Annotated in this window: 14 protein-coding genes; 7 read left to right on the top strand and 7 right to left on the bottom strand. The window is 64.1% G+C overall.

What is annotated here, in order from left to right; genetic code table 11:
* Positions 1 to 40 precede the first annotated feature (40 nt).
* The 3 genes from ACVWWD_RS08710 to ACVWWD_RS08700 all read left to right on the top strand — a co-directional run bounded on the left by ACVWWD_RS08710 (position 41) and on the right by ACVWWD_RS08700 (position 4,360).
* The gene (locus ACVWWD_RS08710; protein ID WP_457103023.1) at positions 41 to 2,413 is read left to right on the top strand and encodes an aldehyde dehydrogenase family protein; all 2,373 of its coding nucleotides are present in this window, start codon (positions 41 to 43) and stop codon (positions 2,411 to 2,413) included.
* A 170-nt stretch (positions 2,414 to 2,583) separates the two neighbouring features.
* The gene (locus tag ACVWWD_RS08705; protein WP_023772089.1) at positions 2,584 to 3,315 is read left to right on the top strand and encodes an SDR family oxidoreductase; all 732 of its coding nucleotides are present in this window, start codon (positions 2,584 to 2,586) and stop codon (positions 3,313 to 3,315) included.
* A gap of 199 nt (positions 3,316 to 3,514) precedes the next feature.
* On the top strand, positions 3,515 to 4,360 hold the full coding sequence (locus ACVWWD_RS08700) for a fumarylacetoacetate hydrolase family protein (RefSeq protein WP_352546354.1): 846 nt from the start codon (positions 3,515 to 3,517) through the stop codon (positions 4,358 to 4,360).
* 245 nt (positions 4,361 to 4,605) lie between these two features.
* Here the strand turns inward: ACVWWD_RS08700 and ACVWWD_RS08695 are convergent, their stop codons facing one another.
* The 7 genes from ACVWWD_RS08695 to ACVWWD_RS08665 all read right to left on the bottom strand — a co-directional run bounded on the left by ACVWWD_RS08695 (position 4,606) and on the right by ACVWWD_RS08665 (position 11,530).
* Positions 4,606 to 5,604, bottom strand: a complete 999-nt coding sequence (locus ACVWWD_RS08695; RefSeq protein WP_023772087.1) for an ABC transporter ATP-binding protein — start codon at positions 5,602 to 5,604, stop codon at positions 4,606 to 4,608.
* Between the two features lie 67 nt (positions 5,605 to 5,671).
* Positions 5,672 to 6,727, bottom strand: coding sequence for a Gfo/Idh/MocA family protein (locus tag ACVWWD_RS08690; RefSeq protein WP_352546353.1), 1,056 nt, complete (start codon positions 6,725 to 6,727; stop codon positions 5,672 to 5,674).
* Between the two features lie 3 nt (positions 6,728 to 6,730).
* On the bottom strand, positions 6,731 to 7,198 hold the full coding sequence (locus ACVWWD_RS08685) for a DUF4304 domain-containing protein (protein ID WP_352546352.1): 468 nt from the start codon (positions 7,196 to 7,198) through the stop codon (positions 6,731 to 6,733).
* Entirely contained in the window at positions 7,195 to 8,034 is an 840-nt protein-coding gene (locus ACVWWD_RS08680; protein WP_023772084.1) for a carbohydrate ABC transporter permease, read from the bottom strand. The genes ACVWWD_RS08685 and ACVWWD_RS08680 overlap by 4 nt, the downstream gene beginning before the upstream one ends.
* 10 nt (positions 8,035 to 8,044) lie before the next feature.
* On the bottom strand, positions 8,045 to 8,974 hold the full coding sequence (locus tag ACVWWD_RS08675) for a carbohydrate ABC transporter permease (protein WP_023772083.1): 930 nt from the start codon (positions 8,972 to 8,974) through the stop codon (positions 8,045 to 8,047).
* Between the two features lie 229 nt (positions 8,975 to 9,203).
* Positions 9,204 to 10,463 carry an ABC transporter substrate-binding protein gene (locus tag ACVWWD_RS08670; protein WP_023772082.1) on the bottom strand — a complete coding sequence of 420 codons (1,260 nt, stop codon included), beginning with the start codon at positions 10,461 to 10,463 and terminating at the stop codon, positions 9,204 to 9,206.
* Between the two features lie 116 nt (positions 10,464 to 10,579).
* Positions 10,580 to 11,530 (bottom strand): N-acetylmuramic acid 6-phosphate etherase, encoded by a 951-nt coding sequence (locus ACVWWD_RS08665; protein ID WP_352546351.1) that lies wholly within the window; start codon positions 11,528 to 11,530, stop codon positions 10,580 to 10,582.
* Between the two features lie 198 nt (positions 11,531 to 11,728).
* On the opposite strand from ACVWWD_RS08665, the gene ACVWWD_RS08660 reads away from it, so the two are divergent.
* From ACVWWD_RS08660 to nagA, 4 genes are read left to right on the top strand one after another with little or no spacing between them, the layout of a single operon-like run.
* On the top strand, positions 11,729 to 12,610 hold the full coding sequence (locus tag ACVWWD_RS08660; protein WP_457103022.1) for a BadF/BadG/BcrA/BcrD ATPase family protein: 882 nt from the start codon (positions 11,729 to 11,731) through the stop codon (positions 12,608 to 12,610).
* Positions 12,607 to 13,389 carry a GntR family transcriptional regulator gene (locus tag ACVWWD_RS08655; RefSeq protein WP_023772079.1) on the top strand — a complete coding sequence of 261 codons (783 nt, stop codon included), beginning with the start codon at positions 12,607 to 12,609 and terminating at the stop codon, positions 13,387 to 13,389. Before ACVWWD_RS08660 ends, ACVWWD_RS08655 begins: the two co-directional genes overlap by 4 nt.
* On the top strand, positions 13,386 to 14,420 hold the full coding sequence (locus ACVWWD_RS08650; RefSeq protein WP_352546349.1) for an SIS domain-containing protein: 1,035 nt from the start codon (positions 13,386 to 13,388) through the stop codon (positions 14,418 to 14,420). Before ACVWWD_RS08655 ends, ACVWWD_RS08650 begins: the two co-directional genes overlap by 4 nt.
* Complete coding sequence (gene nagA / locus ACVWWD_RS08645; protein WP_352546348.1) at positions 14,417 to 15,589, top strand: N-acetylglucosamine-6-phosphate deacetylase; 1,173 nt, start codon at positions 14,417 to 14,419, stop codon at positions 15,587 to 15,589. The genes ACVWWD_RS08650 and nagA overlap by 4 nt, the downstream gene beginning before the upstream one ends.
* Positions 15,590 to 15,592: the final 3 nt, after the last annotated feature.

The raw sequence follows: 15,592 nt of genomic DNA, 5'->3' as shown, positions 1-15,592 counted from the left end.
TCGACCCTCCCCACAAGTGGGAGGGTGAAGGAGGAACCTGATGAACATCCTTGAACGCTATCACGTCATGGAATACGGCCCGGCGCCGGAGGCTCGCAACGAGGCCGACGCCTGGCTGGCCGGGCGCGATTTCTCCAAGGCCTTGTTCATCGGTGGCGACTGGAAAGCGGCCGGGGGCGGCAAGACCTTCGACACCAGCGAGCCGTCTTCCGGCAAGCTGTTGGCCAAGGTGTCCGATGCCAATGCCGCCGACATCGACGCGGCGGTTGCGGCCGCCGCAAAGGCGTTGCCGAAATGGAGCGCCAGTTCCGGATACCAGCGCGCTAAAGTGCTCTACGCCATCGGCCGCGCCATGCAGCGTCACCAGCGGCTGTTCGCGGTGCTTGAGACGATCGATAACGGCAAGCCGATCCGCGAAAGCCGCGACATCGACGTGCCGCTGGCAATCCGCCATTTCATTCACCATGCCGGCTGGGCTCAGGCGCTGGACAGGGATTTTCCCGGCCAAAAGGGTGTCGGCGTCGTCGGCCAGATCATCCCGTGGAATTTTCCGCTGCTGATGCTGGCCTGGAAGATCGCACCGGCGCTTGCGGCGGGCTGCACCGTGGTGCTGAAGCCGGCCGAGTTCACGCCGCTGACATCGATCCTGTTCGCCGAGATCTGCGAACGCGCCGGCGTTCCGAAAGGCATCGTCAACATCGTGCAGGGCGGTCCGGAAGCGGGTGCGGCGATCGTCAACCACCCTGGCATCCAGAAAATCGCCTTCACCGGCTCCTCGGAAGTCGGCAAGATCATCCGCAAGGCCACCGCCGGGTCAGGGAAAAAACTGTCGCTGGAACTTGGCGGCAAGTCGGCCTTCATCGTCTTCGAGGACGCAGATCTCGACAGCGCCGTCGAGGGTCTGGTCGACGGCATCTGGTTCAACCAGGGCCAGGTCTGCTGCGCCGGTTCGCGGCTGCTGGTACAGGAAGGCATCGCCGACGCCTTGATCGCCAAAGTCAAGACGCGGATGAGCCGGCTGCGTGTCGGCAGCCCGCTCGACAAGAACACCGATATCGGCCCGCTGGTCGATCTGACCCAGCTCGACCGGGTCAAGGGACTGATCGCCGAAGGTGCCCGGCAGGGCGCCGTCTGCTGGCAGCCGGATGCAACGCTGCCGTCTTCCGGCTATTATCACCTGCCGACGCTCGCCACCGGTGTATCCCCGGCTAATATCCTGGCGCAAGAAGAGGTGTTCGGGCCGGTGCTCGCCACCATGACCTTCCGCAACACCGAGGAAGCGATCGAACTCGCCAACAACACGCGCTATGGCCTCGCGGCCTCGGTGTGGAGCGAGAACGTCAACCTGGCGCTCCATGTCGCGCCGCAATTGAAGGCCGGCGTGGTCTGGGTCAACGGCACCAACATGTTCGACGCCGCCTGCGGCTTTGGCGGCTATCGCGAGAGCGGCTTCGGCCGCGAGGGCGGGCGCGAGGGCATGTTCGAATATCTCTCGGCAAAACTGCCGCTCGGCCCGGTGATCAAACCAGCGACGTCTTCGGCGCAGCCCGTGGAACAGGCGGACGGCGTCGCTATCGACCGCACGGCGAAGCTGTTCATCGGCGGCAAGCAGGTGCGGCCGGACGGCAATTACTCGCTTGCCGTCGCCACCGCCAAGGGCAAGCTCGCCGGCGAAGTCGGGCTCGGCAGCCGCAAGGATATCCGCGATGCGGTTTCGGCTGCCCGCGCCTGCAAAAGCTGGCCGGAGGCGACCGCCTACAACAGGTCGCAGGTGCTTTATTACCTGGCCGAGAACCTTTCCGGCCGCGTGGAAGAATTTGCCGCCCGGCTCACCGAACTGACCGGAGCCAATGCCAAGGCCGCGCGGGACGAGGTGGAGCTCTCGATCGAGCGGCTGTTCCTCTATGCCGGCCTGGCCGACAAGTTCGAGGGACGCGTGCACCAGCCGCCAGCGCGTGCCGTGACGCTGGCGCTGCATGAGCCTGTTGGCGTCGTCGGCGTCGTCGCGCCCGACGATCGACCCCTGCTCGGCTTCATCTCGCTGGTCGCGCCGGCGCTGGCCATGGGCAACACGGTGGTCGCCGTGCCGTCGGAACGGTATCCGCTGCTGGCCACCGATCTCTATCAGGTCATCGAATATTCCGATGTGCCGGCCGGCGCCGTCAACATCATCACCGGACGCACCGCGGAGCTTGCCGTCGTGCTGGCCAAGCACGACGACGTCGACGGACTGTGGCTGTTCACCGACGCGGATACCTGCGCCAAGGCGGAAGCCGAGTCCATCGGCAACCTCAAACGCGTCTGGAGCGGCAACGGCCGCAGTCTCGACTGGGCCTCGGAAGATGCCAGCGGTGACGTTTTTCTGCGCCGTGCCATCGAGGTGAAGAATGTCTGGGTGCCTTACGGCGACTAAGGCCCAGAGTGATCGCGATCGGGCTTGACGCCTGGCCATATGTTCTTTAACGAGAAAAAACATCTTTATCAGTGAACTGGCACCGGCCGCACAATCGCGCCTGACTGGCACATGACGCTTTCGCCGGCAGCCGATAAAGGCAATTGACCCAAGCAGGCGAGGAACAAAGCATGGCGGAACTGGCGGGCAAGGTCGTTGTCATCACGGCAGCGGCGCAAGGCATCGGCAAGGCGAGCGCGCTGGCCTTCGCCAAGGCTGGCGCCACCGTCCATGCCACCGACATCAACGAGACGCTGCTGGCGGAACTCGCCAAGACATCAGGGATCAAGACCCGTAAGGTCGACGTGCTCAACGACGAGGCGGTCAATGCCGCCTTTGCCGAGATCGGCGCCGTCGACGTGCTGTTCAATTGCGCCGGTTTCGTCCATTCGGGTTCGATCCTGGAGATGAAGGACGCCGATCTCGATTTCGCTTTCAATCTCAACGTGCGCGCCATGATCCGAACCATCCGGGCGGTGCTGCCCGGCATGCTGGAGCGTGGCGACGGGTCGATCATCAACATGGCTTCGCTCGCCAGTTCGACCAAGGGTGTGCCAAACCGCTTCGCCTATGGCCTCACCAAGGCCGCCGTCATCGGGCTGACCAAGGCGGTCGCGGCCGACTATGTCGGCAAGGGCATACGCTGCAACGCCATCTGCCCCGGCACGGTCGAAAGCCCGTCGCTGCAGGACCGCATGCACGCCCAGGGCGATTACGACGCCGCCCGCGCCGCTTTCATCGCCCGCCAGCCAATGGGCCGGCTCGGCACGCCAGAGGAGATCGCCGATCTCGCCGTCTATCTGGCCGGCGCCAGCTACACGTCCGGACAGGCCTATAATATCGACGGCGGCTGGTCGATCTGAGCGCTGCCTGGGGACGACCGGACATCGGGTTTGGTGCAGGATCGGGAAGTCTGAAAATCCCGCCCGCCGGCCGCCAATAGAGGCTGTTCGCGCTTGTCGCTAAGCAGGCCCATGGCTAGGCTCCGGCGGGTTCCAGAGGACGGCCGCCCCGGCGGAGAGTTTGTAGGACGGCCACGAGGCCGCAATCAGGAGAAGATGCATGAAACTGCTGCGCTATGGCGAGGTGGGAAGCGAACGTCCCGGCCTGCTCGATGCGGATGGAACGATCCGCGATCTCTCCGCCCATGTCGCCGATATTGCCGGCACGACACTTCATCCGGCCTCGCTGGACATGCTTTCGAAGCTCGACGCGAAGTCGCTGCCGGCGGTTTCCGGCAAGCCGCGCCTTGGCGCCTGCGTTGCCGGCACCGGCAAGTTCATCTGCATCGGCCTCAACTATTCCGACCATGCCGCCGAGACCGGGGCCACCGTGCCGCCGGAACCGATCATCTTCATGAAGGCAAGTTCGGCCATCGTCGGCCCGGACGACGACGTGCTGATCCCGCGCGGCTCCGAGAAGACCGACTGGGAAGTCGAGCTCGGCGTGGTCATCGGCAAAACCGCCAAATATGTCAGCGAAGCCGACGCGCTCGACCATGTCGCCGGCTATTGCGTCTCCCATGACGTGTCCGAACGCGCCTTCCAGGCCGAGCGCCAGGGCCAATGGACCAAGGGCAAGAGCTGCGACACGTTCGGCCCGACCGGCCCGTGGCTGGTAACCAAGGACGAAGTATCAGACCCGCAGAACCTGAAGATGTGGCTGACGGTCAACGGCAAGACCATGCAGAACGGCTCGACCAAGACCATGGTCTACGGAGTGGCCTATCTCGTCTCCTACCTCAGCCAGTTCATGTCGCTGCACCCCGGCGACATTATCTCGACCGGCACCCCGCCCGGCGTCGGGCTCGGCATGAAGCCGCCGGTGTTCTTGAAGCCTGGTGATGTTGTCGAGCTGGGGATCGAGGGATTGGGTCAGCAGAAGCAGACGTTCAGGGCTGACGTTTAGAGCAGTTCCGGACGGAAAACCGTTTCACACTTTCCCTGGAATTGCTCTAGGCGTGACATTTTAGGCGCTGGCGCTGCCCCTCATCTGGCTGCCGCCATCTTCTCCCCGTAGAACGGGGAGAAGGGCGCTGTCGTTACTGCTTTTGCCAATCGCCGGCGCTGGAGCTACCTTCCTTCTCCCCGTCACTATACGGGGAGAAGGTGCCGGCAGGCGGATGAGGGGCGGCGCAAACCTATGTTGCGATACTACTTCAGCACTTTCCCATCCGCGCCAAACCGATACGTCTTCCCTGGCTCCGGCGTCGCATAAAGCGTCGCGCCGGGCTCGGCGTCATAAACACCGAAAATGCGCACGGTGATCAGGCCGGCTTTCTCGCAGTCGAGATAGAGATTGGTGTCGGCGCCGAGATGTTCGGCATGCACCACCGTGCCCTTCCAGGCGCCGGATTTCGGATCGACCGTCAGGTGCTCCGGCCGCACACCGATGGTCTTGGCTGTCTCGCCGAGCCGGGCGCCGTCGACGAAATTCATCTTCGGCGAGCCTATGAAGCCGGCGACGAACTCGTTTGCCGGCGAATTGTAGAGTTCCATCGGGCCGCCGATCTGCTCGATCTTGCCGGCATTGAGCACCACGATCTTGTCGGCCAGCGTCATCGCCTCGACCTGGTCGTGGGTTACGTAGATCATCGTCGCCTTCAGCCGGCGATGCAGTTGCGCGATCTCCAGCCGCGTGTTGACGCGCAGCGCCGCATCGAGGTTCGACAGCGGTTCGTCGAACAGGAAAAGTTTCGGCTCGCGCACCACGGCGCGGCCGATGGCGACGCGCTGGCGCTGGCCGCCGGAAAGTTCCGCAGGTCGTCTTTCGAGATAGGGCTCCAGCGACAGCATGGACGAGGCGATGCCGATGCGGCGGTCGATTTCCGCCGCCGGCGTGTTCGCCTGCTTGAGGCCGAGGCCCATATTGTTCTTCACCGTCAGATGCGGATAGAGCGCATAGGTCTGGAACACCATGGCGATGCCGCGTTTCGCCGGCGGGGTGACCGAGACATCCTCGCCATCGATCAGCACCCGGCCCGAGGTCGAATCCTCCAGACCGGCGATGACCCGGAGCAATGTCGACTTGCCGCAACCCGAAGGGCCGACAAAGACGACGAACTCGCCATCCGTCACTTCAAGGTCGATGCCCTTGAGCACCTCGACCGGCCCAAATGCCTTTTTCACGTTCTCGATTTTTAGCGAGCCCACGGCAGTCCTCCAAATTGATGAGTGGGCGCCAAGCGGGCGCCGTAGGGCGCGGAAGACGACAGCCTAATCATAGCCGCTCCGCCTTTCCGCCGCGCACGCTCTCGTCGGCGGCAAGGCAGACGGCGAGCGACCGCACCGCGTCGTCCATATGTCTGGTGAGATCGATATCCTCGCGGATCGCCTTGAGGACGAAAGCCTGTTCGAGATCGCAGAGATCCTGATGGCCGGGTTCGCCTTCCATCGACAGCATCTCGTCCGCCTTTAAGAACTTGCCGTCCGGGCCGGTCACGGCGCTGTGCAGGCGGATGGTCGAGGTCTTGGTGTGGGTGTCGATGTCGTCGGACTTCACGCCCTCCTTCATGACGATCGACACGCAGCCCTTGGGCGAAATCACGTCCTTCACGAAGAAGGCGGTTTCCGAAATCATCGGACCCCAGCCGGCCTCGTACCAGCCGACCGAGCCGTCATCGAACAGCACCTGCAGATGGCCGTAATTGTACATGGAAGGCGCGACTTCCTCGGTCAGCCGCACGCCCATGCCGCGCACCTCGACCGGCTTGGCATCGGTGATCTGCAGCATGACGTCGAGATAATGCACGCCGCAATCGACGATCGGCGATGTCGTCTGCATCAGCTGCTTGTGCGTCTCCCAGGTATGGCCCGAGGATTGCTGGTTGAGGTTCATGCGGAACACGTAGGGACCGCCGAGCTTGCGCGCTTCGGCGATCAACCGGATCCAGGACGGGTGGTGGCGCAGGATATAGCCGATCACCAGCTTTCGTCCGTTGGCCTTGGCTGCCGCGACGACACGCCTGGCATCGGCCACCGTCGTTGCCAGCGGCTTTTCGACGAAGACATGGCATCCGGCCTCGAACGCCTTCACCGCATAATCGGCATGGCTGTCGGAATAGGTGGCGACGCAGGCGACGTCGGGCTTTTCGTCGCGCAGGGCGTCATCGAACGAACGCCTGATGCCATAGAAGGAAAGCCCCCCAGGCAAAGGCACGTCGGAGCGGTTGACGAGCGCGGCGATCTGAAAACCCGGATTGGTGTGATAGGCCAGCGCATGGCTGCGGCCCATATTGCCGAGGCCGGCGACGACGACGCGAAGGGGTTCAGTCATGTATCAATTCACCTTTTCTTGCGTGCGAGCCTTGAGAGCAACCATGACATGAGGCTCGCATTCGTCCGCGACCTGCAAGGCAGTTTGTTCGCTGTCGCAGCGAGACAGAAGCCTGAAGCCGTAGGCATCGACTCCGTCCTTGACCAATGAAAGCCTCTGATCGTCAGACAAGAGCTGCTCCAGATTGAGGGCCTGCTCGAATGCCTTTGACTGCTCGTCTCCCATCAAGGAATTAACGCGCCAACGAATGTGACAATTGTATTCCTTCGGCCGGCGCTCCGGCCCGAGCCGCGTAAACCAGACAGCAGCGTTGATATAGAACCGCGGCCCCCAGGAAGACTTCTGAAGGTTCAGCACGCAGATCGTCTCCGGCCATTCCCGGTAGAAATTCTTTGCGCGCACACCGCGAAATCCATGCCGGCTCGCCGTCTCGACAAGGGCCTGTCCGACAATCTCCTGACCGTCGCTCACTTGACGGCCCCCGACGTGATGCCGCGGATCAGCTGCCGCGAGAAGATGACATAGAGGACCAGCACCGGCAGGATCGCCAGCGACAGTGCTGCCAGGATGGCGTTCCAGTTGGTGACGAACTGGCCGAGGAAAAGCTGGGCGCCGAGGGTCACCGTCTTGGTCTCTTCCGACGGCGCCAGGATCAGCGGAAACCACAGATCGTTCCAGATCGGGATCATGGTGAAGACGGCGACGGTTGCCATCGACGGCCGCACCAGCGGCACGACCAGCCGGAAGAAGATGGTGTATTCCGACAGGCCATCGATGCGGCCGGCGTTCTTTAGATCGTCGGACACCTGCTTCATGAATTCGGACAGGATGAAGACGGCGAGCGGCAGCCCCTGCGCGGTGTAGACCAGGATCAGCGCGGTCAGCGTGTTGACCAGCCCGCTCGCCACCATCAATTGGAGGATGGCGACGGTGGCGAGCCGGATCGGGATCATGATCCCGAGCGCTAAATAAAGCCCCATCATCGTGTTGCCGCGAAAGCGATATTCCGACAGCGCGAACGCAGCCATGGCGCCGAACAGAAGCACGAAGAACAGCGAGCCGACGGTGACGACGAGGCTGTTCTGGAAATAATGGATGAAGTCGCCCTGGCCGATCACCGTGGTGTAGCCGATCAGGTCGAACGTCTTTGGCGTCGGCGGCGTCAGCGGCGCGCCGAAGATGCCGGCGCGGGACTTGAACGAATTCATGATGACCAGGATCACCGGAAACAGCGCGATCGCCGTGTAGGTCAGCAGGATCGCGTGGGCGCCGATGGCGCGGGGCAGTGAACGGGTGGCGATGCTCATCTTCGTCCCCTCAGAACTGGTAGCGACGCAGGCGCGTCTGGATAAGGAAGAGGTAGACGCAGACACCGCCCAGGATGATCAGGAACATGATCGTGGCGATGGTCGCGCCCATGTTGGGGTCGCCGACCTGCAACTGGAAGCCGAAGAAGGCGCGGTAGAGGAAGGTGCCGAGAATATCGGTCGAATAATTGGGACCCGCGAGCGCGCCCTGCGCGGTGTAGATCAGGTCGAAGGCGTTGAAATTGCCGACGAAGGTGAGGATCGAGATGATGCCGATCGACGGCAGGATCAGCGGCAGCTTGATCTTCCAAAACTGCGACAGGCCGGTGATGCCATCGCATTCGGCCGCCTCGAGCACCTCTTCCGGGATCGACAGCAGCGCGGCATAGATCAGCATCATCGGAATGCCGATGAATTGCCACACCGAGATCAGACTGAGCGCGGTCAGCGCGTATTGCTCCTTGCCGAGCCAGGGCGTGAACAGGCTCTTCAGCCCGACGAAGTCGAGCAGATGCGGCGCCACGCCCCATAGCGGCGACAGGATCAGCTTCCAGGCAAAGCCGACGATGACGAAGGACAGGATGGTCGGCACGAAGATCGCGGTGCGGTAAAAGGCGGCGAACCGCAGCCTCGGGCTGGAGAGAATTGCCGCCAACAGCACGCCGACGGGGTTCTGCACCAGCATGTGGATGATGAAGAACCAGACATTGTTACGCAGCGCATTCCAGAAATTGACCGACCAGTTGGGGTCGCCGAACAAGGTGCGGAAATTGTCCAGGCCGACGAATATCTGGGACTGGTCGACATTGCGGAACAGCGAGAGCTGCAGCGTGCCGGCGAGCGGCAGAATCATGATCGCCGTGTAGACGAGCACCGCCGGCGCCAGGAAGACGGCGATATGCCAGCGGAATGGTCTTTTGGGTCGTGTTTGTGCGGCCATGAGTTCGGTCCCCGCCGTCTCTCGGTTCCAGATGATGTGATGCTAGATGATGCCCCGATGCGTGGCCCAAACCTGCCCGGCGCGGCAAGACAAAAGCCTGCGACTGGTCAGCCAGCCTTCCCCAACAGCAAGGGTAAGGCCGTGAGGCAGAGCCGACAATCGCAATATGAAAACAGGATAATCCGGAACCGGCCGGGCATGCGCCCAGCCGGCTCCGCTGCCTCAGCTCTTACTTGGCCGGCTTATACCAGCTGTCGAGACCGGTCTGCAGCTTCTTGGCCGCGGCTTCGGGCGTATCGGTGCCGTTGATGACGTTGGCCGATTCAACCCAGGTCTCGTTTTCGAGGTTCGGCGTGCCGCGCGACAGGATCTGGTAGGTCGAGCGGATCGTCGACTTGCACTTGCCGCGCCAGGAGACGAATTCCTGCGCCAGCGGGTCTTCCATCTTCACCGGCGCGGAGTTCAGGCTGAAGAAGCCCGGCAGCGCGTTGGCGTAGATGGTGGCGAAATCAGGCGAGGCCACCCAGGACAGGAAGGTCTTGGCCGCGTCCGCGTGCTTGGAGGCTGCGTTCAGGCCCATGCCGATATCGGTATGGTCGGAGATGTAGCAGGTGTCGCCGGCCTTCTCGACCGGCGGCGGGAAGGCCCCCATCTTGAACTGGGCCTGGGTGTTGAACAGGCCGATTTCCCATGAGCCGGCCGGATAGATGGCGGCCCGGCCGAGCGTGAACAGGTTCTGGCTGTCGGGATAGGTCTGGGCCTCGAAGCCGTCGCCCAGATAAGGCTTCCACTTGGCCAGTTCCTCATACGGCGCGACCCAGTCCTTGTCGGTCAGCTTCTGATCGCCCTTGATCAGCGCCTTGCGGCCATCCTCGCCCTTCCAGTAGTTGGGGCCGATGTTCTGGTAGCCCATGGTCGCGGCCTCCCAGAGATCCTTAGTGCCCATCGCCATCGGGATGTAGGTGCCGTCGGCCTTGATCTTGTCGAGCGCGGCGAAGAACTCGTCACGGGTCTGAGGCACCTTGATGCCGAGCTTGTCGAAGGCGTCCTTGTTGTAGATGAAGCCGTGGATGACGGATGCCATCGGCACGCAGAAGCTCGCCTTGCCGTCATCGGTCTGCCAGGCGGACTTGGCGACCGGCGAGAAGTTGTCCATGCCGGGCAGCGCCGAGAGGTCGGCAAGGTTGCCCTTCTTGAACAGTTCGAGCGACTTGTCGAAGGGGCGGCAGGTGATCAGGTCGCCAGCCGAGCCGGCGGCGAGCTTGGCGCCGAGGGCGGCGTCATACTCGGTCGGGGCCGAGGGGGCGAACACCACCTTGATGCCGGGATTTTTGGCTTCGAAGGCCGGGATCAGCTTGTCCTTCCAGATGGCAAGGTCGTCGCCGCGCCAGCTTTCGATGTTGAGCGTTACGTCCTCGGCGTGAGCCAATCCGGCCGAGCCGAGAATGCTGGTGCCCAGAAGCAGTGCCGTCAGTAGTTTCGTTGTCATGCTCAGTCTCCCTGTTGACCTTTTTCAGGTTCGGTTTTGATGAGAACCCAGGCTTTGGAGCCCTTGTTCCCCTCGCAAGCCCGTTTCACCCCGAGGGGAATCGGGATGAAACTGGCCTATTTCTTTGTTGGAGCGTGATCTTTTCCGAAAAGCGGTTTCCACTTTTCGGGATCATGCCCCAGCGCGGAAAGGGCTGGCCGCAGCTTCTGGCCTGTCCGTTCCAGTATCTTCCGCGCCGCATCGGCGCTGTCGGCGCCGGCGGCGAGCAGAATGGCTGTCTTGACCGCGCCGCCGCTCTTTTCGAGCAGGCTGACGGCCTCTTCCTGGCCGCGGCCGCTGACGGCGGCGACGATGCGCGCCGCCCGGTCGCGCAGCTTCATATTGTCGGCCAGGAGGTTGACCATGTAGCCGTCATGGACATGGCCAAGATGAACGGCGGTCAGTGTCGACAGCATGTTGAGCGCGATCTTCTGCGCCGTTCCGGCGCCCATGCGGGTCGAACCGGCGATCACTTCCGGCGGCGTCTCGAGCAGGATGGCGGTGTCGGCCTGCTGGAGCAGAGCCGAACCCTTGTTGTTGGCGATGCCGATGGTGGCGGCACCCCGGCGCCGCGCCTCCTCGATGGCGCCCACCGCATAGGGCGTCGTGCCGCTGGCGGAAAGGGCGATCAGGCAATCGCCCACGCCGATACCGGCATTGGCAACCGCCGTCGTGGCCGCCTCGGTGTCGTCCTCGGGCCCGCCGGCCAGTGCCCTCAAGGCGTTGTCGCCGCCGGCGATCAGGATGGCAATGCGGTCGCGCTGGATACCGAACGTGCCCGGCAATTCCAGCGCATCGGCCAGCGCCATCAGGCCGGAGCTGCCGGCCGCGGCATAGGCGAGCTTGCCGCCGCCGCTCAGGCAGCCGGCAATGATCTCGGCTGCCCTGGCGATGGAGGGAATGGCGTTTCGGACCGCTTTCGCGGCCTCGACCTGCGCATAGGCCAGCGAAGCAAGGATGACTTCGGGAGCCCGGATATCCAGCCCCTCGGCATTCCCATGCAACGCTTCGGTGCGCGTTTCGGCCATCCCAGTTCCTCCAATCGACAAAACAATACCAAAAAAATACCACTTGTCCACATGCATTAACGAATTCGCGGACGGGAAATCGGTGAGCCGACGAATTGCGGAACCTTTTCAATAAAATACCGCTTAATCTTTTTGAAACGGAAATTAACCTTGGCTATTGGTATTTTATTGGTATTATCCTGCCGGAGGAGAAATCGTGTGAAATTCGTGCTCGGTATCGATGGCGGCGGCACCAGCTGCAGGGCCGCGCTGGCAACGGCGGACGGCGCTGTCGTCGGCCGCGCCAAAAGCGGCGCCGCCAACATCCGCACCGACCTCACCGGCGCCCGCTCGAACATCGTCGATGCGGCGCGGCAGGCTTTCATCGCCGCCGGGCAAGATCCGGACCTGATCCCGCAAACACCCGCCATCCTCGGCCTTGCCGGCGCCAATGTCGGCACGTACCGGCAACAGCTCGAGGCGATCCTGCCGTTCAGCACCAGCCGCGTGGAGACCGATGCGGAGATCGCACTCGAAGGCGCGGTCGGTTCCGGTGACGGTGCGATGGCGATCCTGGGCACCGGTACCGCCTATATGGCGCGCAAGGATGGCAAGTCCCGCGCCATCGGCGGCTGGGGATTTCAGGTCGGCGACCAGGGCAGCGGCGCCCGCATCGGCCGCGACCTGCTGGAGCAGACACTGCTCGCGCATGATGGCGTGCGCCTAGCCTCGCCGCTGACCGACAGCATGATGGCCGTTTTCCGCAATAATCCCGAGGACGTGGTCGAATTCACGACCAACGCCAAGCCCGGCGATTTCGGCGGCTTCGCGCCGAAAGTATTCGAACATGCGCGAAAAGGCGACATCGTCGCCAACTGGATACTCGACAAGGCGGTCGCCGATGTCGAGGCCTCGCTTGGCGCGCTCGACCTCGCCGCCGGAGCACCGCTCTGCCTGCTCGGCGGGCTGGCGCCGCTCTATGCGCCGCGCCTGTCGGAGCGCTACCGCGCCCTGCTGAAGGAACCGCTCGACGATGCGCTAGGCGGTGCTGTGCAGATGGCGGCACGCCTTTTCGCTGGACGTGTGGAGGCTGCGCGATGAGCGATGCCGCCGACCAGATCTTCGCCACGCTCAAACAATCCTCGCAAAGCGGCGCGCCGCTTTACCTGCAGCTCAGGAAAAGCATCGAGGACGCCGTCAACCGCGGCCTGATCGGCCCAGGCGACGCGCTGCCATCCGAGCGCGACATCGCCACCAAGGCCGACATTTCGCGCGTCACCGTGCGCAAGGCGGTGCAGGACCTGGTCAAGGGCGGCGTATTGGTGCAGCGCCACGGTTCGGGCACCTTCGTGGCGCCGCGCATGGAGCGCGTCGAGCAGTCGCTGTCGCGGCTGACCTCCTTCACCGAGGACATGGCGCGGCGCGGCATGGCGGTGCGTTCGGCCTGGCTCGACCGCGGCCTCTACGCGCCCTCGCCCGACGAGATGATGGTGCTTGGCCTCTCGTCGAGCGAACTGGTGGCACGCGTGGCCCGCCTGCGCATCGCCAACGACACGCCGCTGGCGATCGAACGCGCTTCGCTGTCGGCCAGCGTGCTGCCGGATCCGGCTGGCATCGGTTCGTCGCTTTACGCGGCACTGGAACTGACCGGCAACCGGCCGGTGCGCGCGGTGCAGCGCATCTCCGCCGCCAATCTCGGCGAAGGCGATGCGCGCCTGCTCGAAGTGCCGCCGGGCATTGCCGGCCTGCATATCGAACGTATTTCCTACCTGGCGAGCGGCAAGGTGATCGAGTTCACCCGCTCCATCTACCGGGGCGACGCCTATGATTTCGTCGCCGAACTGCGGCTGACAGGGCCGAGCGAAGAGGGCCGACCATGATTGCCAACGCCACTCACATGCAGCGCGAGATCGAGGAAATCCCGCAAGCCGTCGCCCGCCTGCTCGACGGCTCCGGTGCCGTGCTGGCAGAAGCCGGGCGCGGCATCAAGCAGCGCGACCCGCATTTCGTCGTCACCGTGGCGCGAGGCTCGTCCGATCATGCCGCCACCTTCATGAAATATGCCGTCGAATTGACCGCGGGCCTTGCCGTCGCCTCGGTCGGGCCGTCTATCGCCTCGATCTACGGCCGCAAGCTCCGGCTTGACGGCTCGGCCTGCCTGGCGATCTCGCAGTCGGGCAAGAGCCCCGACATCGTCGCGATGGCCGAAACCGCACGGGCCGGCGGCGCGCTGACCATTGCCGTCACCAACACCGCAGATTCGCCGCTCGCGCGCGCCTCGGACTATGCGATAGACATCCTCGCCGGGCCGGAGCGCAGCGTCGCGGCAACCAAGACCTTCATCAATTCCGCCGTTGCCGGTCTCGCTTTAATGGCGCATTCGACCGGCGACGAAGCGCTTCTCGCGGCTCTGGCCCGCCTGCCCGACCATTTCGGCAAGGCGATCGGCTGCGACTGGATGAGCGTGCTGGCCGAGACGATCGAGAAGCAAAGATCGCTGTTCATTCTCGGCCGCGGTCCGTCGGCGGCGATGGCAAACGAAGCGGCGCTGAAGTTCAAGGAGACCTGCGGCATGCATGCCGAGGCCTATAGCGCGGCCGAAGTGATGCATGGCCCGCTGGCGCTGATCGGTCCCGACTTTCCGGTGCTGGCGCTGGCCGCTCGCGACGCGTCCGAGCCCTCGGTCGCCGACGCCGCCGACAGCCTGGCGGCAAAAGGCGCGCCGGTTTTCGTCACCTCGGCGCTCGCCAATCGCGCCACGCGCCTGCCGCATGTCGCCACCGGTCACCCGCTGACCGATCCGCTAACGCTGATCGTCTCCTTCTACATGTTCGTCGAGGCCTTTGCCCGCCATCGCGGCCTCGATCCGGACGCGCCGCGCAACCTTCGCAAGGTGACGGAGACCGTATGAGCGACCGTTTTGCCCTGACGGGCGCCCGCATCTTCGACGGCGACGACTGGCATGAAGGCGCGGTCCTTGTCGTGCGCGGCGGCCTCGTCGAAGCCATGCTGCCGCAAGGCGCGCTGCCCGGGAATATCCGCGCCATCGACACCGGCGGCGGCATGCTGGTGCCAGGCTTCGTCGACATCCAGGTCAATGGCGGCGGCGGCGTGATGCTGAACGATCATCCCGATGTCGCCTCGATCGAAACCATCTGCCGCGCGCACGCGCCGTTCGGCACGACGGCGCTGCTGCCGACGCTGATCACCGACACGCCCGCAATCACGGCCGCCGCGATCGCCGCCGGCGAAGCGGCAGTGCTGCAAAAAGTGCCGGGTTTTCTCGGCCTGCACCTGGAAGGTCCGCATCTGTCGATTGCCCGCAAGGGGGCGCATGATCCGGCGCTGATCCGGCCGATGACGGACGCCGACCAGGCCATGCTGATCGCGGCGCGCCAGAAGCTGCCGGTGCTGCTCACCACGATCGCGCCGGAATCCGTCGACCCTACCCGCGTCAAGGCCTTGGCCGAGGCCGGGATCATCGTCAGCCTCGGCCATTCCGACACGGGCCATGCCACGGCAAAAGCCTTCGCCGAGGCCGGCGCCAGCGTCGTCACGCATCTGTTCAACGCGATGAGCCAGATCGGCAACCGCGAGCCCGGGCTGGCGGGCGCCGCCATCGACATCGGCGCCTTGTCGGCGGGGCTGATCGCCGACGGCATCCATGTCCATCCCGCCACGATCAGGATCGCGCTCGACGCCAAGCGGGGACCGGGCAGGATCGTGCTGGTCACCGACGCGATGGCGACGATCGGCACCGAGATGAGTTCGTTCACGCTCAATGGCCGCACCATCTACCGCAGGGATGGCAGCCTCAGGCTTGCCGACGGGACGCTGGCCGGTGCCGACCTCGACATGATCTCGGCCATCCGGTTCATGCACCGCACTGTCGGGCTCGAGCTTTCCGAAGTCTTGCGCATGGCCTCGCTCTACCCGGCCCAGGCGATCGGCCAGTCGCACCGGCTTGGCCGCTTCGCGAATGGGACGGCAGCGGACATCGTTGCGCTGTCGGACGATCTTGACATAGGAAGGGTCTGGATCGGCGGCGACAAGGTGTTCGAGGCTGTCGCTCCGCGCTGAGAG

Source organism: Mesorhizobium sp. URHB0026 (genome assembly GCF_054059755.1).
The sequence above is the reverse complement of the archived record's forward strand: the minus strand, read 5'-3'. Positions and strand labels throughout refer to the sequence as shown.